Origin of the sequence: Candidatus Pelagibacter sp. RS40 (assembly GCF_002101295.1) — a bacterium.
Classification (GTDB): Bacteria; Pseudomonadota; Alphaproteobacteria; order Pelagibacterales; family Pelagibacteraceae; genus Pelagibacter.
In genome coordinates this window covers 1133357-1156402 of the sequence record NZ_CP020778.1, presented here as the reverse complement: position 1 = coordinate 1156402, position 23046 = coordinate 1133357, and the positions used below count along the sequence as shown (strand labels likewise).

Here is a 23046-nt window from a genome sequence, read left to right as displayed (position 1 = left end):
AATTATCCTCTCTTATAATTTTTAGCCTTTGCCAACACTTTATTCATTTCGACATTTGAAAGAATCTTTGGCTTACCAATCTTGAGTGCCGTTATATACTGCAAAGAGAGATTTTCAACCTCTTCAGCTAATTCAAAAGCTTTGGATAAATTATCATCATATGCAATTTGACCGTGATTTGAAATCAAACATGCTTTTCTATTTTTTAATGCTTTTAAAATATTTACTGAAAGCTTTCTGGTACCATAGGTTGCATAGTTTGCACATTTGATGTCATTTCCACCTGCTAAAGCTACCATATAATGAAAAGCTGGAATTGATTTTTTATGAACTGATAATGCAGTGGCATTAGTTGAATGTGAATGCACTATTGCATTAGCTTCCTCTTTTTTTAAATAAATATCTTGATGAAATTTCCACTCAGAAGATGGTATTCCTAATTTTTTATCAAATTTTCCATTTAAACTTACATAAACAATATCTTTGTTTTTAAGAGATGAATATTTCTTTCCAGAAGGTGTAATAAAAAAACCTTTTTTAAACCTTACTGAGATATTACCAGATCTGAGAGCTGATAATTTTCTGCTATTTAACAACTTTGAAAATTTAATGATTTCTGACTTTAACTTGTTCATTTAAATAATCTTTTAAGTCCATCTTCAGATGCTTCACATATTCCTCGCTCTGTAATTAAAGCAGTAACATATTTTGCTGGTGTTACATCGAAAGCTAAATTTAATGCTTTACTTTTTTTAGGATAAATTTGAATTCCATCGACTTTTTTATCTCCTATAATTCCATCTATATGTGAAAGCTCGTTAGGATCTCTCTCTTCAATTGGAATATCCTCAGAATTTTTTAAATTCCAATCAATTGTTGAGCTAGGTAATGCAACGTAGAAAGGGACATTATTATCTTTTGCTGCAAGTGCTTTAAGGTAGGTTCCGATTTTATTACAGACATCTCCATTGGATAATGTTCTATCAGTGCCAACAATACACATATCGACCTGTCCTCTTTGCATTAAAATTCCTCCAGTATTATCTGCAATAATTGTGTTTGGTATTTCTTCCTCATTAAGTTCGTATGAGGTTAAATTTGCACCTTGATTTCTGGGTCTCGTCTCATCTACCCAAATATGAATTGGAATACCTTTTTTATGTGCATGGTATATTGGAGATGTAGCCGTACCCCAATTAATCGTTGCTAACCACCCGGCATTACAATGTGTTAGTATATTTATAGTGCTTTTTTTTTTATTATAAATTTCCTCTATTAACTTGAGACCATTTTTTCCTATCTCCTCACAAAATGTTTCATCTTCACCACAAATTAACTCGGCTTCTTTTAAAGCAACATCAAATAGATTTTCAGATTTAATCATAGAGATTTTGTTGTTCATTCTATGAACGGCCCATTGAAGATTAATTGCAGTAGGTCTTGCTTTAACTAAATCTTCAGCACTTTTTTTTATAAAATTTAAATCATTATTTTCTTTAATAGCTAAAACAATACCAAATGCTGCTGTGGCTCCAATTAACGGAGCCCCTCTTACCTCCATAACTTTTATTGCATTAATCGCATCATCAACAGTCTCTAAATTTTTAATAATAAATTCATGAGGTAATTTTGTCTGATCAATTATTTTGACATTTTTTGAATTTTGATCAAACCAGATAGTTTTATAATTCTTTCCCTCAATTCTCATTATTTAATACTCTTCCAGCGATATACTTCAGTTTTTTAATTGTTTTTTGGGATCTCTTTTCAGGAGCGGTAATAATTGCAACATCTAAACAATTATTAGTTGGATCATTTGGATCAATGTGATTTTCAAAATTTTTGATCAAATTTTTAATCATATTTTTGGCTTTTGCAGCATTATCTAAAAGAACTTTAATTACCTGTTGGACATCGACATTTTCATGATCTGGATGCCAACAATCATAATCTGTTACCATTGACACAGAGGCATATCTTATTTCAGCTTCTCTTGCGAGTTTTGCTTCGGGCATGTTTGTCATTCCAATCACATCAGCTTTCCATGATCTATATAAGTTAGACTCTGCTAATGTGGAAAATTGTGGGCCCTCCATTACTACATAAATTCCACCTCTTTGATAATTAATATTTTCTGATTTAATTGCTTCCTCACATGCATTCATTAAACCATTTGAAGTTGGATGGGCCATTGATACGTGGGCTACTATTTCATCATCAAAAAAAGTTTTATTTCTTGCAAATGTTCTGTCTATAAATTGATCAACTATTACAAATTTACCTGGAGAATGATCTTCTTTCAAAGATCCTACTGCAGAAATGGATACAATATCTGTAACACCAAGTTGTTTTAATGCATCTATATTGGCTCTAAAATTTATTTTTGATGGGGATATAAAGTGACCTCTTCCGTGACGAGGTAAAAAATATACCTCATTGTTATTATATTTTGTTTTTAAAATTTGATCTGACGGCTTTCCCCAAGCTGTGTCTATACTCAACATTTCCCTATTCTTAAATTCTTCTACGTCATAGAGACCACTTCCACCGATTATAGCTAATTTATTATTTGCCATATTTAAAAAATTAATTATTTAATAGTTATAATTAAGTAATATGGATTTAAAAGAATATATTAGGTCAATACCTGACTATCCTAAAAAAGGCATTTTATTTAGAGACATTACAACTCTGATTAAAAATGAAAAAGCATTTGAAGAGACTGTAAACCAAATAATTGAAAGATCGAAAAAATATAAAGTTGATAAGATAGCTGCTATTGAATCAAGAGGATTTGTTTTTGCTTCTGCAGTTTCATATCTTTTAAAGAAACCATTCATCATGTTACGTAAAAAAAATAAATTACCTGCTGATGTATATTCTGTTAATTTTGAACTTGAATATGGAACAGCAACAATTGAAGTGCATAAAGACTCAATTAATGAAAAAGATAATGTCCTAATAATTGATGATTTAATTGCTACAGGAGGTACTGCAGAAGCTGCAGCAAAGTTAGTTGAAATCTCAAAAGGAAAAGTTGCTGCATTCATCTTTGTAATTAATTTATTTGATCTTGGTGGATGTGAAAAATTAATCAAAAAAAATTATAAAGTTGAAAATTTAATTGAATTTCCTGGTCATTGAATGGTAGCGGGAAGTGGGATCGAACCACTGACCTCGGGCTTATGAGTCCCGCGCTCTAACCAACTGAGCTACCCCGCCATAAATTAAATGTTCTTATACAAATTAAAAAATTATCTTGCAAGTTTTATGAAGATATCACCCATTCCTGATTTTAATTGATCCAATGGAGTGTTATTTCTGAACTCACAAAACTTACCAGTTACTTGGTGTGTATTAATATAATCTAAATCGGTAGATAAGCACGGCCTACTTTCATGTAAGTAACCAATTACTAATTTATTATCTAAGACACTTACTTGTGACTTATCAAGATTATCACCATTACAAAAATAATTCTTATTTACTTGAATAGGAAAATCTTTCTTTCCACACGGATTATCAATTGTTAATACATAAAATTCTTTTTCAATATCCGTAAATTTATATTTCATTTTCTGAGTTTTTGAATATTTCATCAAATCACAGCTACATGGAATACAACATCTATAATATGCTCCACATATTTTCTTTTCCGTCACATTTTCTTTTACGAATACAAATTCAGGTGTCGATTTAGGGCTTATTAATGACCCTGATACTGCACAATATAATTTATTATATTCTACAAAATCCTTGTAAGTAATATCTTTATCTAAAATATATTTAAAAAATTTTGGTCCAGCAGCATTTCTATTTTTGTCAGGAAATATTTTATTCCAATCATTTAATATATCTTGATAGTAGTTTTTTTCTGCTGCATTTAGATTGTTTATTGAAAATAATATCAAAATAAAAAAAGCAAAAAATTTAAAACTATTACTTATTTTCATCTAAATTTGGTCTTAGAAACCCATGTTAGACCAATTTATTTGGTCTTGTTTTTTGCTTTTAAATTTTGAAATTTCCTCTTTAGAAGGTTTTCTAAAAGCAAAAATCAACAATCCTGCTAACAATCCAAAAATTATTGTAAGTGAACACATGGTCATAAGATTTATATAAAAGCGTATTATTATTATTCAATAATTATAGATGGGTACTATTGTCGTACTAATTTTGTTTAACCTCGTAAGTTTTATTCAAATCTTCAATATTTAAAGTACTTTTTGATCCATTAGTCCATTTAATCTCAACTTTAATGTCTTTTTCATTCTCTCTAATTCCATAATGAGCTACTGGTTCCATCTGACAAAGATATCCTGATCCAGCATCAATAGTTTTTGAATGAATTCTTTTATTGCTTTTTAACGTAACTGTTGATCCTCTAGCAGGTGCTCCATATTTATTTAAAGGTTTTATTCTTAAATAATTAAAATCATTAATATCAGCTTTATAAAATGTAATTGGCTGCAACCCTGTTTCACCATGAGATACTAATAATTCTAAAATTCCGTCCCCATCAATATCTGCAACAGCAGCACCAGTTCCCAATCCTAAAGTTTCTAAACCGTTTTTAATTTTAATTTCTTTAAATTTACCATCCTCTAATATCTTAAATAATTTATTTGGCTCTCCAATATTGTTCATAAATATTTCATCATAACCATCATTATCAAAATCTGCTGATATGACAGTTCTTATTTTCGTTGGATTGCTATATGGAGGTTGCGCGATGTCTTTAAACTTGTCACCATCAAGAACATAGGCTCTATGATTTCCATCCCAATTAGATGTCAAAATATCCAGTCTTCCTCTGTAAAGAATATCACTTAAAGCAGTTCCTCTTCCGTTTTCATATCTATCTTCTACCTTGTAATCTTTTGCTACATCAGTAAATGATCCATTAACATTATAATATAAAAAATTATCACCTCTCTCGTTTGCTGCAAAAATATCTGATTGATCCGATAATATATGTCCCGACACTATTGCTCTTCCACCAGTTATTTTATTAAGTCCTAGTTTTGCTGCCTGGTCATTTATTTTGTTGTTAACTTTTTCATAAAACCTTGTGGGGCCTCCATAATTTGCAACATATATACCATATTGACCATTACCCTTTCTATCAACACAAACGACTGATCTTCCAGCTGTTAAATTTAAATCAGCTTTATTTTTTTTTATTTCAAATAAATCTATAAATTTATCTTTATTTAAATCTAAAAGTCTGTCAGAGTAAATTTTATCTCCGCTATAAGTATCAGTATTTAAAAAATAAATTTCTTCATAACCATCTTTGTCAATATCACACGCTGCAACACCAATTGTTCTTCTGCTCGGATCTGTGAATATATCTTCATTTATGATATTAACTATTTTTCCATCTTTATATGTGAGTGCTAAATTTTTAAATCCAAAACCTGTAACAACGAAATCAAATTTATTATCTTTATTTACATCTGTAACTGACACACCGTAACTAAGTCTAAATTCATTGTCTTGAATTTGATCTGTAATATCCAAAAAAAAATCTTTAGTTTGTCCTTTGATAGGAATAATAATTAATAAAATAATTAAAAAATATCTCATATTTGATAATTATAATATCTTTATGAATTTAAAACTGTTTATTTACAATTTGTATATTTAGACGTTTATTTCGATTTAGGATATTATTAACAAGAATTTATCTTAAATTCCTTTTATATTTCCTGGAAATATATTAATTAATATACATATTATTTGAATGAAAATTTTGATTACAGGTAGTGTAGGGTTTATTGGTTTTTCAATTGCACATGGTCTTCTAAAAGCTGGACATACAATTCTTGGTTATGATTCTATTAATAACTATTATGATGTTAAATTGAAACATGAACGAAATAAGATACTAAAAAAATTCAAAAAATATAATTTTGTTAAGGGAGAATTAGAAAACTATAAAAAAGTGAATAATACGGTCATAAATTTTAAACCTGAAATTATACTTCATTTAGCGGCACAAGCAGGAGTTAGGTATAGTTTAATAGCACCAAAAAAATATCTGTCCTCAAATATTAGTGGAACTTTCAATATAATTGAAGCAGCAAGAAATACCAGGGTTAAACACTTACTTATAGCATCAAGTTCATCTGTCTATGGATTAAGTAAAAAAAAAAAATTTAAAGAAATAGATAAAGTAGATGATCAAATAAGTATTTATGCAGCAACAAAAAAATCTACAGAAAGTATAGCTCACGCTTATTCATCCCTTTGGAAAATTCCTATTACAATGTTAAGATTCTTTACAGTATATGGGCCTTGGGGAAGACCTGACATGGCATATTTTAAATTTACACAATCCATCATTAATCAAAAAAAAATAGATGTATATAATAATGGACTTATGTTCAGAGATTTTACTTACATAGATGATGTTGTAAAATCAATTACACTCTTATTAAATAAGTTGCCCAACAATAAAATAAAGAAAAAAATTAAGAATGATTCTATTTCGACTGTTGCTCCTTTTAGAATTGTTAATATTGGTAATCAAAATAAAATTCTTCTTAAAGATTTTATAAATGCTATAGAGAAAGTTCTGAATCTGAAAGCAAAAAAAAATTTTTTACCTATACAAAAAGGTGATGTAAAGGAAACACTTTCAGATAGCAGCCTTCTGTATGAAATTACAAAATATAAACCTAAGATAAATTATGTTGAAGGAATAACTCGTTTCATTAAATGGTATAAAGATTATTACCAAAAATAAATTTATAGTTAATAAGAATTTCAATGCTTTTTTAAGATAATAATTATTTGAATTCTATTCAATAGAATGTATATCTTCCCTTTTGTGAGAATAGAGGAAGAACTAAAACTAGATTATTCAGATGTGCTATTTAGACCGAAAAGAAGCACTCTTCAAAGCCGTAAAGATGTAAATCTTAAAAGAACATATAGATTTAAATACTCAAACAACGAATGGTCTGGGATCCCAATTATTGCTGCTAATATGGATGGTGTTGGTGAATTAGGTATTGCTGAAAAGTTATCAGAGTTTCAAATGATAACTTGCCTCACAAAACAACATGATATTAAAAAAATTAAAGCTTTCAAAAAAATTAAATCAATTCATCCAAATATTGCACTTTCAATTGGTATTAAGAAAGACGATTTTGATAACTTAGACAAAATTTTAAAAGAATATAGTTTTATAAAATTTATTTGTATTGATGTTGCAAATGGATATTCAGAACATTTCTCAAAATTTTTAAAATCAGTTAGAGATAAATATCCAACAAAAACAATTATTGCTGGAAATGTCGTTACAGCTGATATGACACAAGAATTAATATTGTCAGGAGCTGATATAGTTAAAGTTGGAATTGGACCAGGCTCAGTTTGCACAACAAGATTACAAACAGGTGTTGGATACCCTCAACTTAGTGCAGTAATTGAATGTGCTGATGCAGCGCATGGTTTAGGCGCACATATAATTGCTGATGGGGGATGCACCTGTCCAGGAGATGTTGCAAAAGGATTTGGTGGCGGAGCTGACTTTGTAATGTTGGGTGGAATGCTTGCAGGTCACGATGAGGGAAAAGGTAAGTTAGTTAAATCAAATGGATCAAAATATATAGAATTTTATGGCTCGAGTTCTGAAACAGCAAACAAAAAACATTATGGCGGTTTATCAGACTATAGAAGTAGTGAAGGAAGAACTGTAAGAGTAAAATATAGAGGAAAAATAACTGACACAATTAAAGATATATTAGGTGGTGTTAGAAGTAGTTGTACTTATGTCGGTGCCCCCTCTTTAAAACAACTTAGTAAATGTACAACATTTGTAAGAGTTACAAAACAATTTAACGATACTTTTGTTAAATAATTAATTCCTAAAATTTTTTTGATTAAGGGGTTCTTGTAAAATATCTGCTTTATATTTTTTTTTTTCAATTTCTATATAAATATTTTTATCCTTAAGTGTTTCTTTCGTATTTCCAGAGTTTACATATCCAAATGATAAATTTTTATTATAACAAAATGAATAATTTCCTGACGTTGTTCTACCAATAATTTTATCATCTAAATAAATTGGTTCATCATGAAGTAATAAAGGGTGTCCTGGTTGGTTATCTTTTAAAGTAAACATCATCATACGTTTATCTAAAGGTTTATCTTTTATTTTAGACAATGCTTTCTTTCCAATAAAATCTATATTTTTCTTGTAGCTAATCAAAAAACTTAGTCCTGCTTGATATTGATTTTCCTCAGGTGATATATCATGACCCCAATGTAAAAATCCTGTTTCCATGCGCATTGTATCTAATGCATGCATGCCACATAAAGATAAATTAAATTCTTTTCCATTATCAGTAATTAAATTGAAAATTTTCTTTGAATTATTTATATCCATATAAAGTTCAAAACCATATTCACCAACATAAGATAATCTTTGTGCAAAAATATCTATATTATCTATTTGTATTTTTTTAAAAGATGCAAAGTTAATAACATCTCTTGATATATTATCTTTAGTCAGTTTTTTAAGGAGATCCTCACTTTTTGGACCAAATAAACCTAGACATGCTATTTCATCTGTAACATCTTTAAAATCTATATCTTGAGATAAATGTTTTAAAATATGAAATTTATCTCTTTCTCTATTAGCTGCAGAAGTAATTATTCTAAAATATTCTTTATCAAAACAAACAACGGTAAGATCAGTTTCAATACCACCATCTTCATTTAGCATTTGTGTATATGTAGTTTTGCCAGGTTCATTTTTAATGTTGGCGGTACAAAGTTTTTGAAGTTCAAAATGAACATTTTTACCTTTTAAGTCATATTTTGAAAATGCAGTTAGATCAAACAAACCAACGTTTTCTCTTGTATTTTTAGTCTCATACTCAACAGCAGGATACCAGTTTTGATAATTATAAGAGTATTCATATTCTGGTTTCTGTCCATTAAGTGCATACCACATCGGTCTTTCATAGCCTCCTGTTACACCAAAGCATGCACCTGCTTTTTTCATTTCATCATGATATGGGGTTAATTTTTGATCTCTAGAAGTTTTGTGTTGTTTAAATGGCCAATGCATTCCATATAAATCTCCAAGTGTTTCTGTAATTCTCTCTTTAATAAATCCTAACCCTGAATGAAATTTTTGAAATCTTTTTATATCATATGAAAATATATCTTCATTGATATGGCCGTTGATTAACCATTCTGCTGTTACTTTTCCAACACCTCCCCCACTCCCAATTCCAATACTATTTAAACCACAGCATACAAAAAAATTTTTAATTTCAGGAACTTCACCTAAAAGGGTATTTGTATCTGGTGTAAAAGACTCTGGGCCTGAAAAAAACTTTCTAATTCCAGCTGTTTCTAAAACTGGAAATCTTTTAATTGCAGAATTTAAATATGGTTCAAAATGTTCAAAATTTTCTTGAAATTCACCGAAAGAGAATTCCTCAGGAACTACATTTGTCTTATTCCATGCAGGTATTGAATTTCCCTCAAAAATTCCAACTAATATTTTACCTGCATCTTCTTTAATGTAAGTCCTATTATCAAAATCTCTTATCACCGGTAAATTGCTTGAAAGATTTTTTATAGGTTCAGTGATAATATAAAAATGTTCTGCTGGATAAAGAGGGATGCTAACTCCAGCCTTTTCTCCAATTTGTCTAGACCACATACCTGATGCAAGAACTATGTATTCACAATCAATAATTTGATCATTTACTCTAACACCAGAAATTCTACCCTTCTTAGTTAAGATTTCTTTTACAGGTGATTTTTCATAAATTTTAGCACCTTCCATTTTTGCTGCTTTGGCCAGCATATGTGTTACGCCTGATGGATCCGCTGCACCATCTCCAGGCATCAAAATTCCACCTAAAACTTCATCAGTATTTACAATTGGATACTTTTTTTTTATTTGATCTTTATCTAAAATTCGTACATCAACATCATAAAGTTGTGCTGTTGTTGCTTGTCTTTGTAACTCCTGCCACCTACCTTTGTTTTCTGCAATTGAAAGTGCACCATTTAATCTTAAACCTGGTGAGTGATCTACCTTTTTTTCTAGCTCTTTATATAAATCCAGTGTGTATTTTCTAATCTTAGTGATAGCTGCTGAGGGACCTAATTGACTTACTAATCCCGCAGCATGCCAAGTAGTTCCAGATGTTAATTGATCTCTCTCTAGTAAAATTACATCTTTCCAACCAAATTTTGCTAAATGATATAAGCAGGATGTTCCGACAACACCACCACCTATAACAACTACTTTACAACTTTTTGGAAGATTTTTAATCATTTTTAAATTAATTATAATTATAAATGTATAAATCAAGCAACAATATTTTAGTAACAGGTGGAGCTGGATATATCGGAAGCCACATTGTTGAAAAATTAGTTAAAACTAAAAATAGAGTAATAATCTTAGATAATTTAGTAACTGGATATAAAAAATTAATTAATAAAAAAGCTAAATTCATCAAGGCTGATATCAAAAATAAGAAAGATCTAACAAGAATTATAAAAAATAACAAAATTGAATCAATTATTCACCTTGCGGCCTACTTAAATGTAAGTGAAGCAGAAAAGAATAAAAAAAAATATTATAATAATAATGTTATTGGTACAAAAAATCTTATTGAAGCTTGTGGGAATTCATCAGTTAAAAACATAATTTTTTCATCATCATGTGCAGTATATGGTAATGTTAAAGGTGCAGTAGATGAAAATAAAAAACCTAATCCGGGTGGATACTATGGTTATACTAAATTTAAAGGGGAAGAATTAATTAAAAAGTATAAAAAAAAATATAATTATAATTTTGGTATTTTAAGATATTTTAATGTTGCGGGAGCTAGCCTATCTGGAAAAATTGGTGAAATCGAGACTTCGCATGGACACTTAATAAAAAATTTAGCAATTGAGTCTTTAAAGAATAAACCAAAAATTAATATCTTTGGTAATGATTATTTAACAAAAGATGGCACTTGCATTAGAGATTATATACATGTTTCTGATTTAGCTGATATTCATATTAAAGGATTAAAGTATTTAAAAGATAACCAAAAATCATTTATTTTAAACTGTGGGTATGGAAAAGGATATTCTGTTCAACAGATAGTCAATATTTTTAAGAAAATAAAAAAAGGTATTGAGGTTAAGTATCAAAAAAGAAGACCTGGTGATATTGCTCAAGTATTTGCAAATACCTCAAAATTTAAAAAGATTATAATTTGGAGGCCAAAGTATAATGATATTAAATTAATAATACAAAGTGCAATTAAATGGGAAAAAAAATTAAAAACTAATTTTTATCTAAATTTTTAACATATTCTAAGTCTGAAGCTATCATCATTTTTACTAATTTGGAAAAATTAGTTTTAGGTTTCCATTTCAGTTCTCTCTTTGCTTTTTGATAATTTCCCTTAAGAATATTTACCTCAGTAGGTCTAAAAAATTTTTTATCTATAACTATTATAGCTTTATTATTCTCGGTGTTTATTAATTTTTCGTTTAAACCTTTTCCAACCCACTTTGTTTTAAGTTTTAATGCTTTAATCGACTCATTAATAAACTGTTTAATTGAATGATTTTTTCCTGTCGCAATTACATAATCATCTGGCTTTTTTGATTGAAGCATTTTCCACATAGCCTCAACATAATCATCAGCATAGCCCCAATCTCTTTTTGCATAAAGATTTCCTATTTTTAAATTTTTTTGTTTTTTTAACACAATTTTTGATAAGCCAAGAGTAATTTTTCTAGTGATAAATTCTTCTCCGCGAAGTGGGGACTCGTGGTTAAAAAGAATGCCACTTACTGCGTGAAGATTATATGCTTCTCTATAATTTTGAACAGAATAATGAGCAAAAGTCTTTGAAGTGGCATATGGACTTCTTGGGTGAAACAAAGTTTTTTCATCTTGTTTAATACTTTTGCTTTCACCAAACATTTCAGATGTAGACGCTTGATAAAATTTTATTTTATTTTTCTTGTTTCTTATAATTTCTAAAAGATTTAGAGTACCAATAGAATTTACTAAAGAGGTTTCTATTGGGTTTTGAAAAGAACTATAAACAAAAGATTGAGCTGCTAAATTATAAACTTCATCTACTTTGTATTTATCAAATATTCTTATAAGATTATTTATTTCTTTTATATCTGTATCTTCAATAATTACTTTATCATTTATATTTAATTTCTCTAACCTCCAATTAAAACTTCTAGCAGATCTTCTCTCTAAACCAATAACCTTATAATTTTTTTTTAAAAGAAACCTTGCTAGGTAGGCACCATCTTGTCCAGTAATTCCAGTAATTAAAGCAGTTTTTTTTGTCATCAATTATATTTAAGATGTATCTTATGCAAAATTATTTCAAAACTTATAATGTTATTTTTGTATTCAAAATTCATTTTATTTAATAAATAATTAACATTTTAAGGCTTAGTAAATCTATTTAAATTTGAACCCTTTTTAGACATTTCATTTTCAATCCAATTATAAGTTTTTGTTAGTCCATCTTTTAAATTCATTTTATAACTCCAATTAAGGACTTTTTTTATCAATTCATTATTGCTAGATCTTCCTCTAACACCTTTGGGTTTATCTAATTGATAATTTTTATTTAAAGTTTTTACTTTCGAAATATCTTCAATCATTTCAATCATTTGATTTATTGAAACTTGTTCATCGCTTCCTATATTTAAAGGTCCTGAGTAATTTGACTCAAATAATCTTAAAGTTCCTTCAACACATTCGTCAACGTACAAAAAAGTTCTTGTTTGTTTACCATCCCCCCAAACATCTATCGTATCTTTATTTTCTTTCTTGGCTTGAATAATTTTTCTACAAAGAGCAGCTGGTGCTTTTTCTCTACCACCATCGTATGTTCCAAAAGGTCCATAGATATTATGATAGCGTGCTACTCTTACCTCAAGACCATAATCTTCCATAAAGTGCCTGCACATTCTTTCACTAAATAATTTTTCCCATCCGTAACCATCTTCTGGATTTGCTGGGTAAGCATCTTCCTCCTTTAAACCATCAATAAAAACATCTTCTTGTTTCTTTGTATTATAAGCACAAGCACTAGATGAAAAAAAATATTTATGAACTTTACTCTCGTTGCAAGCTATCAAAAGGTTTGTATTTATTAAAACGGACTGCATACATTCAGCTTTATTATTTTCAATAAAACCCATCCCTCCCATATTACATGCCATATTAAAAACGAAATCAATATTTTTAGTTACCTCTCTGCAATTAGATATATCTTTCATATCCATTGCATAATGATTTTTAGCTTCTGAAAAATCTTGGAACCAAAATTCTTTTGGTTTTATATCAGTGGCAACTATAGAATTACCATCTTTTAACAATCGATTTACTAAATGGCCTCCAATAAAGCCGCCGGCACCAACAATTAGTATTTTTTTATTTTTAATCATAAATTAACAAGAAATTGCTGTATCATTAAAATATTTAACAATAATAATACTTACAAAAAATTTTGTTTATATAATAAAAAAATCATTTTAAATATTTGAAAATTGAAGTTCTATTTTTAACATCATAACTTGTTTCGCTTAAAAAAACCATATTCATTCTCTTATCATAAAAATTTATAATTTTTTGATTTTCGTTAAATAAACTATAGTTATTTATCTTGTCAGTTTTATTAAATCCATCAAATCCTATAAGAAAAATTTTTTTTGCATTTATTTCTTTGGCTGCAGCTAAAGATATAGCTAAAGGTGAATTATTAATTTTTTTTGAAAGTAGATTTTTTTTTAATTTAAAAAAGTTTTGATTTTTTTTTGGTAGTAAAGTTTTATCATCTATCAAATTATTAATAATGAATTTATTTTTGTTTAAATAATTCTTATTAATTTTCAATATTTCATTTCCTGTTATGCATGTAACAGATCTTGCAGATAAATTTTTGAATAACTCTGTATTTCTTGAGCTAGAAAAAATTACAAAAAGATTTTTCTTTTCTTTTAGAAATTCTTGAAGATAATTTATTTTTTTTTTAACTGTAATTCCTCCACCAATAATTAAAACTTCTTTTTTTTTAAAATTTAATTTTTTGATAATATTAATTTTTTTTTCCTTTTTTTTAAAAAGATATGATACAATGTCTGTCATATCATATCTTTTAGATTTTATTAATTGCATTGCTTCTGATTGAGGAGAATTTGTAGAACCTGATATCATATAGGGCAAAGTAGCCCCCCATTTTTCCTCATTTCTAATCTCCTCAAACTTATCAACCACATTGCCAATATTTTTGAAGTTTTTAATTTTAATTTTATTCAACCTAATTCCTAAATAAGATAACAGCAATTCAGTTTTTAAGTTTCCAGCCCCTCTTCCCATACCTGTAAAAGTACAGTCTACAAAATCTACTTTATGATCAATTGCCTCAATTGAATTTGAAAGTGCTAGCTCTAAATTATTATGACTATGAAATCCAATTTTTAAATTTTTATCTATTAATTTAATTTTCTTTATAATATTACCTACGTCTCCAGGAATTAATGTTCCGTAAGAGTCAACTAAATACAAAATATCGTAATACTTATTTAATTTAATAACATTTGAAATTATTTTTTTATCTTTAAGAGTTAAATGGACGTACATTAAATTAACCGCTACTGTAAAACCCAGTTTTTTTGTAATCTCTAAGTATTTTTTAATCTTTGACAAGTTTCTTGGGTTAACTGCAAATCTGACTAAATCTACACATGATCTGCAATCTTTTAAATTCAATTCTAATTCTTTTGGTGTTTTCCAATCTTTCAAATCAATCATAATTGAAATCTTTGTTCTATTGCCAATTTTCTTTTTTATGTTTTGTAGTTTTGTTTTTGTAAGAAAATAATATTCACCAAAATAAGATTTTTTTTTTCTATTGCCTCTATAACCTACTTCAACAATATTTATTGGAAGATGTTTGGCTAAATCTAAATAATTATTGACCAAATCATCACTAAAATCCCAACCGGTGTAATATCCTCCATCTCTAAGAGTGCAATCTAGAATTTTCATTTTAATATAATTAATATAAACACAAACATATTATAGTTTTAATTGTAAATTATAAATTAAATAATTTTGACTTTGTAAGCTTTATTTAACTCTTAATCAATTTGATATAGAAAAAATTATAAAACTCCAGAATAAAAATTTCGTGTGTTTTTATTTTGTAATTAAATAAATAGAAGAAGGAAAAAAACCTCTACTTTCATTTATTTCTATACCATTGTAATCTTTTTGGGGTTCATACATTGGAAATATTTCCTTTAGTTCATTTGGATTTTCATAATGTAGATGGCTCATGCAAAACAAAATTTCAATTTTTGAATTGTTAACTAATAATGCTTGTAACATTTGGGTTTCTAACCATTGAAACATTGTATTGTTAGCATCCCTCTGGAAATTATAAGGAAAAAAAATATCATGAATATGAATTATTACACCTGGTTTTAATTTTGGAATTACCTCAAGGTATATTTTAGATACATCGCTTCCAATTTTTAAAGAATGCGTGGAGTCTATAAATAAAAAATCTCCATAAGATAAATCATCAAATATTTTTTCGTCACATTGCTGTAATTTTTTATTTATTAAATGTATATTGGTATTGTTCTTTAAAAATTTTGATGGGTAAGGTTCAATACAAGTAATATTTTTTGCACCAGTTTTCAACATAATAAAAGTAGAAACTCCAGACCCAATTTCAACAATTTTTTTAGGAGAATAATATTTTATAACTCCATAAAGTGCTTGCGCCTCGATAGTTCCATATCCTGGTCCTGCATTTAATTTGATTGCTTCATTATATAAATTACCTTTTTTATACTCTTCTTTAAAAGGCTGTACAATTTTTTTCATATTCGCTAGCTGTTGTTCCAGATTGATTGAAATTCCATCTAAATTTGATTTCTTTTGCCAACTCCTATCTTTATTCAGCTCTAAGATATTTGATACAGGTACATAATAATGGTCTGGCAAAATTATCAATTTAAACCTTAAACCAATTTTAAATATTTTTAATAATAATTTTTTTAATATTTCTTTAATATCTTTTTTAAACATCTTTAAATAAATCTAAAATATTATTAATTATTAAACTTTATATATGAATTTAATATCAAAAAAATTATTAATCTGATTCAAATTCTTTTGTAAAGTCTATTTTAAAGTTTAGTTTTTTTTGAAAAAAACAAAATTACTTATTTTTAATTAATAATTATATTTAAATTTTTGTTTTTTTACGCTCTATGATTGATTATTGTTTAATTATTATTATTTTTAATATGTTTCATCAAAAAAATTAATTTAAAGGCCTTAGTGTATCTTGGTAAAAATACAAACGGGTTAAATATTATTCTAATCAACCAACCTATATAAATTTTATCAAAAAATAACGGTATTCTGGCTTGTTGCCCTGTAAAAAAGGCTATTGCTGCTCCACTACATATAATTGATGGTTTATAATTTAAATTTGTTTTTAAATAACTACCTAATAACTCCTGTGTCCCACCTCCTAAATTTATGATTATGTACTTTGGTTTTCTTTTATTTATAATGTTTAAGAGAACTTTGTCTTCAATAAGATCAGATTGATAAATAGGCGCAATATAATGAAAGAAATTTTTTATGCCAATAGATTTAAGATATTTATTATTGATTATTTTATCTTTATTTGAAGGGTCAATTGACAAAATCATATTTGATGTATTTTTTTGCGATAATAAAAATTCTTTTAAGAATTTTAATCCTGAATACTTTTTAACTTTTATCTTTTTTAAAAAATTTAATAATATACAAAAAAAACCACTATCAAATAAAGCTATATCGGCGTGTTTAAGCGCATTATGATATTTTATATTATTATCAATTTCTTTTAATGCAGGTGCAGCTGGCAAAACTAGCAACCCACCTTTATCAATTAAAAGTTTTATTGATTTAAAATCACCATCAATAAATCTAATTCCAAAAAAAACATATTCTTTCATTTAATTTTCAGTAAAAAAAAGATCTATATTTTTTGAGTTTGGATCATTTTTTTGATCTAATTTGTGCGGTAAGTTTAAGTTATTACCGATCTTAATTGGATTTCGCGCAAACGTTAATTCAATTGCGGTAGGAATATCTCGTTTATCTGGTTTAGAATAATTATTTGCATGAATATGAACTAAATCTAAGTCTATTTCTTCAATAAAATTTGAGATTTTTTCAAGATGTAAATCAACATCATGAAACTCTATGGCTATACCAACTATTAATTTTGAATTTTTAACTAAATCATCGAGAATTCTATATTCTGATCCCTCTATATCAATTTTTAAAAAAAAATTTGAATTTACTTTTGAAAGCACAAGGATTTGATCAAATGTGATTGTCTCATAGTTTAAACCGCCACCTACACCTATTTTTTTTTGTACAAGTAAATTTTCTTTTTTATTGAAAAATTTTTTAAAATTATAAAAATTAAATATAGCGCCTAAAAAATTTTTAAATTCAAATTTGAAAAAATTAAATATAATTTTTTTCAAAAAAAATTTATTTGTCGTAGTAGGGTCAAAAGCAATTATTGGACAATTATTTTTTTTTTTGAAATCATTTTCAAAAGAGAAATCATCAGATATACCAAATGATAAAAGTAATTTAGTTTTTTCTATAGACTCTTTATAAATAAGATATCCTCCATCATTATCTTTTCCTAACCTAACAAGAGCATAATTTGCACTAGGTTTAAAATTTTTAGGTAACATATTTACAATTATTTAGACTGTAAGATAAATTATTATATGTAGAAATTTTTTTTTGTTTTTTACACAAACTTTTACTTTTAACTATTTCTCTATTAATTAAAATGAATTCTTTAGCGTCAATTTTGATTAATCGACCAAGATAATATTCAGCAAACATTGGTATTATTGTTATTGTAGAAATCATTATCAATTTAATTAAAAATTATTTACGAAAATATAATATAATTTAAATTTATGAAAAATACTAATTTTTTAAATTATACAAAATTACAATACAAAAGATTTACGAATAATATAATATCTTTTTTTTCAGTTTTTTCTTTTCAAACATTAATCCAGATTGTTTATCCTCCTGCAATGTTATTTACATGGGGAGTAGAAAATTTTGGTGTTTGGTTATTTTTGTCATCTATTCCAACTACTTTGTCTATTTTTAATATCAATGTTTCGTTTGCATCACGTACAGAGATGTCAGTGAATTTCGAAAAAAAAAAATATATAGAAGTTAACAAAATTTTTTGTAACTCATTTTTTTTAGTTTTATTCAACATGATTATTTTTACACTTTTAAGTTTAGGTATTTTTTTTATTCAAGACTCTAATATCGAAATATTTAGTAATATAGATATTAATAATTTAGATTCTATTTTATTATTAATTATACTTGCATTTTATTTTACAATTTTAGACAACTTTTTTTTTATCGGTGTAACTTATACTGGTAATGTTGCAATATATAATTATATCACTTTGTCCTATGAGGTAATGATTAAAATATTAATACCTTTAAGTGGAATATTTTTTAGTGAACTAATTTATCCAGCAATTATTTTATTAATTATAAATTTTCTTAAAAATTTAACTTTATTTTTTATTTACCGAAATAATAAAAAAAAATTATCACTTATTTTTTCCAATTATGATTTTAAATATATCAAATTTTTATTCAGACTATCCCTAAGTTTCTATTTTCAAAATGTATCAAATATTATAAAAAATAATGGTATTCTAATCCTTAGTGGTTTTTATTTTGGTCCGTCAATAGTAGGTTTAATATCAACTACAAAAACATTATTTTATTATTTGCCTAATAGGTTTTTAGATATATTTAACAGTTCTCTTTATTATGAATATTCAAAATCTTTTGGACAAAAAAAATTTAATCATTTGATATTAATTTTTAAAACCCAAATAAAATTTACTTTATTAATTCTCTTATTTTATATTTTATGTTCTTTAATATTTGGTAAGGAAATATATGGCTTTTGGTTAAATTATGAATACGACTTAACTTTTATGTTATTATTTTTAATTGTAATGGAGTCATTTTTCTTTAATCTATATAATTCTATAGAGGTTTTAATTAAAGCTGTGAATAAATTTTTTAAAACAACTATGATTAGTTTACTTTTTTCTCTAACGACTCTTTTTGCTACTTATATTTTATTTAATATGGATTATTCATTTTATTTTTATTTTTATATTAATCTCATGAGTAGCTTATTTATTTTTGTTTTTGTTTGTTATTTTACTTACCAATATTACAAAAAAATAAAAATAGTTTAGATGATTTTGTTAAAAAAAATCTTTATATTGTGTAAAAGCAAATTATGGATTTATGGTTTAGTAAATGGTGTTGCAGCAAATATTGAACTTTTAAAATTATTTGAATCCATAAAAAAAATTAAAACACTTATAGATGTGGGATCAAATAAAGGTCAATTTATGCTTTTATTGGAAAAATTATTCCCAAATATTAGTATATTTTCATTTGAACCTATTAAAGAAGAAATACAAAAACAAAAAAAATTATTCAGCTTTAAAAAAAAAATTATTTTTTATAATTTTGCAATTGGGAAAAAAAATAGCAAAAAAAATTTTTTTATCACAAAAAGAAAAGATAGTTCATCCTTCTATAAATTTAATAAACCAAATTCTCCAAATCATGATTATAAAATTATAGAACGAAGAGAAATACAAATTTTCAAATTAGATGCTATTTTATCTAACAAAAATTTAGAAAAGCCAATTATACTAAAATTAGATGTTCAGGGATATGAGTTGGAGGTTTTAAAAGGATCATTAAAAATACTTAAAAGAATAAACTATCTTTTAATAGAAGTTTCCAAAAGCAAAATTTATAAAAATCAAGCTACAGAAAAACAAATTATCAATTATTTAAAAAAGAGGAATTTTTTTCCACTCAAATCAACTAAAAATACAAAGATTAATAAAACTAATTTTTTACAGAGAGATATATTGTTTAAAAGAAAAGATAAACTTTAATATGTGCGGTTTAGCTGGTATTATAGGTGAATATAGTTCTGCTGAGAGAGATCTAATGCTCAAATCAATGGAGCATAGAGGTCCCGACAGTCAAAATCTTTTTGTACATAAAAATTTCTGTTTTATGCATGCTTTACTAAAAATAATGGATTTATCTGATAAATCCAAACAACCTATGACAGATGATAACACAGGAAATGTTATAATTTTTAATGGCTCTATTTATAATTACAAAGATCTAAAAAAAGAATTTTTTTCAAATGAAGATTTGAAAAGTAATACTGATACAGAAATTATTTTAAAACTTTACTCAAAGTTTGGTCTAAATTTTACTGATTACATTAAGGGCATGTTTGCAATTGCAATATATGATAAAAATAAAAATAGAATCCTAATTGTTAGAGATAGAGTTGGAATTAAACCATTATTTTATTTTGCCAACTCAAATGTATTTATATTTGCCTCTGAAATCAAAACTTTATTAAAGAACATTCATGTTAAAAAATCTATTGTTTTAGATGAGCATGAAGTAGTAAATTTTATTGCACATCGTCAATTGATTGGATTTAGCAATACTCTAATAAGAAATATTAAAATTCTAGAACCTGGTAATCTTGTAGTTTATGATTTAAATAATAGAAGCTTTAAAATACACAAATACATAAACGAAAAAAAAAATTTATTTAAAAAAAATGATGATGAATTCGAAAAAATCTTTGATAAGTCGGTCAAATATCACACTATAACGGAACATAAAAAAGTTGCCTGTTTATTATCAGGAGGTTTAGATTCTTCATTATTAAGCATTATCCTTAAGAACAATTTAAAAGATAAAGAAATACATACATTTTCATCTATATTAAATAAGCCAAATGTTGAAAATGAAAATATTAAAAAAATAGTTAAAGATTACAAGTTTAAACAGCATTATGTATTTGAAGATGAATTGAATTTTTTTAGTCATCATCAAAAAACAATATACGATCTAGATCAGCCTACACCAGACGCTTCTAGTACTATGCACAATTTTTTATGTAAGAAAGTTTCAGAGGATGGATTCAAAGTTCTGTTTACTGGAAATGGAGGTGATGAAAACTTTTTAGGATACTCTTTGCATGTATATGGTTATTTAGCTGATTTGTTGACTAGGTTTAACTTCATTAAGTTTTTTAAAGAAATAAATAAATTTAAAAAATTCAATCCAACAACAAATTTTTTTTTGCGATCAATTAAAGAAATAATCAATATTAAATTATTGAATAAAAATAAACAATTTCAATTAAAAAAGCGAATTAAACACCTTAATATTGATTGTGATTATAAGGATTTTAATTTCTACAAAAAAATTGATAATAATATTTTGGAAAATATTATCCTAAATTTTAAGTCTCATTGGGGAATGCAATCCTTTTTAGATTATGAAGATAAAAATTCTATGGCATATGGAATTGAATGCAGAGTTCCTTTTTTATATGATGACATAAATCTTTTTGCATCTGAATTATTAAGAGAAAGACATTTTAAAAACGGAACTAAATCTCTATTAAGAAATCATTCTATGATGGCTTTATACTTAAAAAATAAACCTAAATTCGCATTTGCTTCAAACCTATATGGATATATAGATAAAGATTTAAATAAAATGAAAGAGATGATATTTTATGACTTTAAAAATATACCTCTAATTAATAATGAAAAATTAATAAATCTTACAAATAATAAAAAAAATTATGATATTTTTTTTAGAACTTATAGTTATGGTCTTTGGTACAAGAACATGTTTAATAATAATTAATGAAAAAAAGAAAATATCTGCTGAATTCGGCAGGAAAATTTCACCATTTTGAAATAGGAAAAGAATTATATAAAAAAAATCAATTATCAAAAATTATTTCTGGATATCCGTGGTTTAAATTAAAAAAAGAAGGAATTCCAAAAAGATTTGTGGTAGCGCATGGTTTAACAAGAGTTTTAAGAGAACCTATAGCTAAACTCAAATCATTTAAACAAATTGATCATTTCTTAAATATAAATGCACATAAACAAATTGACAAAATTACCTCAAAAATAATCGACAAAGACTATGAAATAGATGTTTTAATTGCCCAATCTAAATGTGGACTTGAATCTGGAAAAAATATTAAAAGCAAAGGCAAGTTTTATGTCTGTGACAGACTTTCAACTCACATAGATTTTCAGAATAATATTTTACAAGAAGAGTATAAAAGTCTTAATTTAGAATATACACCAATAAAGAAATGGTATTTAGATAGAGAAAGAGAAGAGTACGAAGAAGCAGATATGATATTGGTTCCATCTAATTTTAATAAATCAACCTTTGGAGACAAGTTAAATGATAAAGTTAAAGTTATAGAATTTGGTGTTAACAATAAAATTTTTTTTAGAAATGAAAATATAAAAAAAAGTAATACATACTTTGACATATTATTTTTAGCTTCTAAATCTGTAAGAAAAGGTTTGCATTATCTTATTGAAGCTTTTAAAAAATTTAAACATCCTAACAAAAGACTGCATGTTGTTGGGTCAAAAACTTCAGATAATCATTTTTATGAAAAAAAATTACAACAAGAAAATATTATTACTTATGGGCATGTAAATCATTTAAAATTAAATGATCTTATAAATACCTGTCATGCATATGTCCTGCCAAGTATAGAAGAAGGATTTGCTTATACAATATTAGAGGTAGCAGCTGCTGGATGTCCTGTTATAGTAACTGAAAATACTGGAGCTGGTGATTTTGTTAGAAGATCTAATTGTGGATTTGTTGTCCCTATAAGAAGTATTAATTCAATTGTTGATAAATTAACTCTATTAGCAGATAACAAAATTTTGCTAAAAGAACTTTCCTTAAATGCACAAAATTATTCAAAAGAAAATAATTGGGAGAAATATCTTAAAAAATTGGAGTCTTTAATAAATGAAAAATTAATGATTAACTAA

The 23046-nt window shown here is 26.3% G+C and carries 22 protein-coding genes and 1 tRNA gene; 8 read left to right on the top strand and 15 right to left on the bottom strand.

The window, feature by feature from the left end; translation table 11 throughout:
- Positions 1–2 precede the first annotated feature (2 nt).
- From B8063_RS05890 to B8063_RS05880, 3 genes are read right to left on the bottom strand one after another with little or no spacing between them, the layout of a single operon-like run.
- Positions 3–635: a class II aldolase/adducin family protein gene (locus B8063_RS05890; protein WP_085070397.1), complete on the bottom strand. Its 633-nt coding sequence runs from the start codon at positions 633–635 to the stop codon at positions 3–5.
- On the bottom strand, positions 632–1708 hold the full coding sequence (gene mtnA, locus B8063_RS05885) for an S-methyl-5-thioribose-1-phosphate isomerase (protein WP_085070395.1): 1077 nt from the start codon (positions 1706–1708) through the stop codon (positions 632–634). The genes B8063_RS05890 and mtnA overlap by 4 nt, the downstream gene beginning before the upstream one ends.
- Positions 1698–2576, bottom strand: a complete 879-nt coding sequence (locus B8063_RS05880; protein ID WP_085070393.1) for an S-methyl-5'-thioadenosine phosphorylase — start codon at positions 2574–2576, stop codon at positions 1698–1700. The genes mtnA and B8063_RS05880 overlap by 11 nt, the downstream gene beginning before the upstream one ends.
- A 40-nt stretch (positions 2577–2616) precedes the next feature.
- On the opposite strand from B8063_RS05880, the gene B8063_RS05875 reads away from it, so the two are divergent.
- The gene (locus tag B8063_RS05875) at positions 2617–3144 is read left to right on the top strand and encodes an adenine phosphoribosyltransferase (RefSeq protein ID WP_085070391.1); all 528 of its coding nucleotides are present in this window, start codon (positions 2617–2619) and stop codon (positions 3142–3144) included.
- Position 3145: 1 nt separating this feature from the next.
- On the opposite strand, the gene B8063_RS05870 is transcribed toward B8063_RS05875, so the two are convergent.
- The 4 genes from B8063_RS05870 to B8063_RS05860 all read right to left on the bottom strand — a co-directional run bounded on the left by B8063_RS05870 (position 3146) and on the right by B8063_RS05860 (position 5589).
- A tRNA-Met gene (locus B8063_RS05870) sits at positions 3146–3222 on the bottom strand.
- Between the two features lie 32 nt (positions 3223–3254).
- The gene (locus tag B8063_RS05865) at positions 3255–3953 is read right to left on the bottom strand and encodes a hypothetical protein (protein ID WP_232311386.1); all 699 of its coding nucleotides are present in this window, start codon (positions 3951–3953) and stop codon (positions 3255–3257) included.
- Positions 3954–3965: 12 nt separating this feature from the next.
- A complete protein-coding gene (locus B8063_RS07185; RefSeq protein ID WP_157101723.1) occupies positions 3966–4103 on the bottom strand; it encodes a hypothetical protein in 138 nt (45 codons plus the stop codon).
- A gap of 67 nt (positions 4104–4170) precedes the next feature.
- Positions 4171–5589: a CRTAC1 family protein gene (locus B8063_RS05860; protein WP_085070389.1), complete on the bottom strand. Its 1419-nt coding sequence runs from the start codon at positions 5587–5589 to the stop codon at positions 4171–4173.
- Positions 5590–5746: 157 nt separating this feature from the next.
- Here B8063_RS05860 and B8063_RS05855 point away from each other — a divergent pair, with 157 nt between their 5' ends.
- A complete protein-coding gene (locus B8063_RS05855; RefSeq protein ID WP_085070387.1) occupies positions 5747–6751 on the top strand; it encodes an NAD-dependent epimerase/dehydratase family protein in 1005 nt (334 codons plus the stop codon).
- A gap of 84 nt (positions 6752–6835) precedes the next feature.
- Complete coding sequence (locus tag B8063_RS05850) at positions 6836–7870, top strand: GMP reductase (protein ID WP_085070901.1); 1035 nt, start codon at positions 6836–6838, stop codon at positions 7868–7870.
- Here the strand turns inward: B8063_RS05850 and B8063_RS05845 are convergent, their stop codons facing one another.
- The gene (locus tag B8063_RS05845) at positions 7871–10312 is read right to left on the bottom strand and encodes a GcvT family protein (RefSeq protein WP_085070385.1); all 2442 of its coding nucleotides are present in this window, start codon (positions 10310–10312) and stop codon (positions 7871–7873) included.
- Positions 10313–10335: 23 nt separating this feature from the next.
- On the opposite strand from B8063_RS05845, the gene galE reads away from it, so the two are divergent.
- Positions 10336–11340, top strand: coding sequence for a UDP-glucose 4-epimerase GalE (gene galE / locus B8063_RS05840; RefSeq protein WP_085070383.1), 1005 nt, complete (start codon positions 10336–10338; stop codon positions 11338–11340).
- On the opposite strand, the gene gmd is transcribed toward galE, so the two are convergent.
- From gmd to B8063_RS05805, 7 genes are all read right to left on the bottom strand, one after another.
- Entirely contained in the window at positions 11318–12352 is a 1035-nt protein-coding gene (gene gmd, locus B8063_RS05835) for a GDP-mannose 4,6-dehydratase (RefSeq protein WP_085070381.1), read from the bottom strand. The two genes, galE and gmd, sit on opposite strands and share 23 nt — an antisense overlap.
- A 98-nt stretch (positions 12353–12450) precedes the next feature.
- A complete protein-coding gene (locus B8063_RS05830; protein ID WP_085070379.1) occupies positions 12451–13461 on the bottom strand; it encodes an NAD-dependent epimerase/dehydratase family protein in 1011 nt (336 codons plus the stop codon).
- An 82-nt stretch (positions 13462–13543) separates the two neighbouring features.
- Positions 13544–15064, bottom strand: a complete 1521-nt coding sequence (locus B8063_RS05825; RefSeq protein ID WP_085070377.1) for a hypothetical protein — start codon at positions 15062–15064, stop codon at positions 13544–13546.
- Positions 15065–15214: 150 nt separating this feature from the next.
- On the bottom strand, positions 15215–16114 hold the full coding sequence (locus B8063_RS05820; RefSeq protein ID WP_085070375.1) for a class I SAM-dependent methyltransferase: 900 nt from the start codon (positions 16112–16114) through the stop codon (positions 15215–15217).
- A gap of 200 nt (positions 16115–16314) precedes the next feature.
- Positions 16315–17037 carry a WecB/TagA/CpsF family glycosyltransferase gene (locus B8063_RS05815; RefSeq protein WP_085070373.1) on the bottom strand — a complete coding sequence of 241 codons (723 nt, stop codon included), beginning with the start codon at positions 17035–17037 and terminating at the stop codon, positions 16315–16317.
- Positions 17038–17796 carry an FkbM family methyltransferase gene (locus B8063_RS05810; RefSeq protein ID WP_085070371.1) on the bottom strand — a complete coding sequence of 253 codons (759 nt, stop codon included), beginning with the start codon at positions 17794–17796 and terminating at the stop codon, positions 17038–17040.
- A complete protein-coding gene (locus B8063_RS05805) occupies positions 17786–17980 on the bottom strand; it encodes a hypothetical protein (RefSeq protein WP_085070369.1) in 195 nt (64 codons plus the stop codon). Before B8063_RS05805 ends, B8063_RS05810 begins: the two co-directional genes overlap by 11 nt.
- 50 nt (positions 17981–18030) lie before the next feature.
- On the opposite strand from B8063_RS05805, the gene B8063_RS05800 reads away from it, so the two are divergent.
- From B8063_RS05800 to B8063_RS05785, 4 genes are read left to right on the top strand one after another with little or no spacing between them, the layout of a single operon-like run.
- Positions 18031–19362: a hypothetical protein gene (locus B8063_RS05800; protein WP_085070367.1), complete on the top strand. Its 1332-nt coding sequence runs from the start codon at positions 18031–18033 to the stop codon at positions 19360–19362.
- Positions 19363–20082, top strand: a complete 720-nt coding sequence (locus B8063_RS05795; protein WP_085070365.1) for an FkbM family methyltransferase — start codon at positions 19363–19365, stop codon at positions 20080–20082.
- A gap of 1 nt (position 20083) precedes the next feature.
- Positions 20084–21877 (top strand): asparagine synthase (glutamine-hydrolyzing), encoded by a 1794-nt coding sequence (asnB, locus tag B8063_RS05790; protein ID WP_085070363.1) that lies wholly within the window; start codon positions 20084–20086, stop codon positions 21875–21877.
- Complete coding sequence (locus tag B8063_RS05785; RefSeq protein WP_085070361.1) at positions 21877–23046, top strand: glycosyltransferase family 4 protein; 1170 nt, start codon at positions 21877–21879, stop codon at positions 23044–23046. Before asnB ends, B8063_RS05785 begins: the two co-directional genes overlap by 1 nt.

What these genes read in the sequence shown, in the direction of transcription:
- B8063_RS05890 (WP_085070397.1), bottom strand. Translation starts at nt 635, where the DNA reads ATGAACAAGTTAAAGTCAGAAATCATTAAATTTTCAAAGTTGTTAAAT.
- mtnA (WP_085070395.1), bottom strand. Translation starts at nt 1,708, where the DNA reads ATGAGAATTGAGGGAAAGAATTATAAAACTATCTGGTTTGATCAAAAT.
- B8063_RS05880 (WP_085070393.1), bottom strand. Translation starts at nt 2,576, where the DNA reads ATGGCAAATAATAAATTAGCTATAATCGGTGGAAGTGGTCTCTATGAC.
- B8063_RS05875 (WP_085070391.1), top strand. Translation starts at nt 2,617, where the DNA reads ATGGATTTAAAAGAATATATTAGGTCAATACCTGACTATCCTAAAAAA.
- B8063_RS05865 (WP_232311386.1), bottom strand. Translation starts at nt 3,953, where the DNA reads ATGAAAATAAGTAATAGTTTTAAATTTTTTGCTTTTTTTATTTTGATA.
- B8063_RS07185 (WP_157101723.1), bottom strand. Translation starts at nt 4,103, where the DNA reads ATGTGTTCACTTACAATAATTTTTGGATTGTTAGCAGGATTGTTGATT.
- B8063_RS05860 (WP_085070389.1), bottom strand. Translation starts at nt 5,589, where the DNA reads ATGAGATATTTTTTAATTATTTTATTAATTATTATTCCTATCAAAGGA.
- B8063_RS05855 (WP_085070387.1), top strand. Translation starts at nt 5,747, where the DNA reads ATGAAAATTTTGATTACAGGTAGTGTAGGGTTTATTGGTTTTTCAATT.
- B8063_RS05845 (WP_085070385.1), bottom strand. Translation starts at nt 10,312, where the DNA reads ATGATTAAAAATCTTCCAAAAAGTTGTAAAGTAGTTGTTATAGGTGGT.
- galE (WP_085070383.1), top strand. Translation starts at nt 10,336, where the DNA reads ATGTATAAATCAAGCAACAATATTTTAGTAACAGGTGGAGCTGGATAT.
- gmd (WP_085070381.1), bottom strand. Translation starts at nt 12,352, where the DNA reads ATGACAAAAAAAACTGCTTTAATTACTGGAATTACTGGACAAGATGGT.
- B8063_RS05830 (WP_085070379.1), bottom strand. Translation starts at nt 13,461, where the DNA reads ATGATTAAAAATAAAAAAATACTAATTGTTGGTGCCGGCGGCTTTATT.
- B8063_RS05825 (WP_085070377.1), bottom strand. Translation starts at nt 15,064, where the DNA reads ATGAAAATTCTAGATTGCACTCTTAGAGATGGAGGATATTACACCGGT.
- B8063_RS05820 (WP_085070375.1), bottom strand. Translation starts at nt 16,114, where the DNA reads ATGTTTAAAAAAGATATTAAAGAAATATTAAAAAAATTATTATTAAAA.
- B8063_RS05815 (WP_085070373.1), bottom strand. Translation starts at nt 17,037, where the DNA reads ATGAAAGAATATGTTTTTTTTGGAATTAGATTTATTGATGGTGATTTT.
- B8063_RS05810 (WP_085070371.1), bottom strand. Translation starts at nt 17,796, where the DNA reads ATGTTACCTAAAAATTTTAAACCTAGTGCAAATTATGCTCTTGTTAGG.
- B8063_RS05805 (WP_085070369.1), bottom strand. Translation starts at nt 17,980, where the DNA reads ATGATTTCTACAATAACAATAATACCAATGTTTGCTGAATATTATCTT.
- B8063_RS05800 (WP_085070367.1), top strand. Translation starts at nt 18,031, where the DNA reads ATGAAAAATACTAATTTTTTAAATTATACAAAATTACAATACAAAAGA.
- B8063_RS05795 (WP_085070365.1), top strand. Translation starts at nt 19,363, where the DNA reads ATGATTTTGTTAAAAAAAATCTTTATATTGTGTAAAAGCAAATTATGG.
- asnB (WP_085070363.1), top strand. Translation starts at nt 20,084, where the DNA reads ATGTGCGGTTTAGCTGGTATTATAGGTGAATATAGTTCTGCTGAGAGA.
- B8063_RS05785 (WP_085070361.1), top strand. Translation starts at nt 21,877, where the DNA reads ATGAAAAAAAGAAAATATCTGCTGAATTCGGCAGGAAAATTTCACCAT.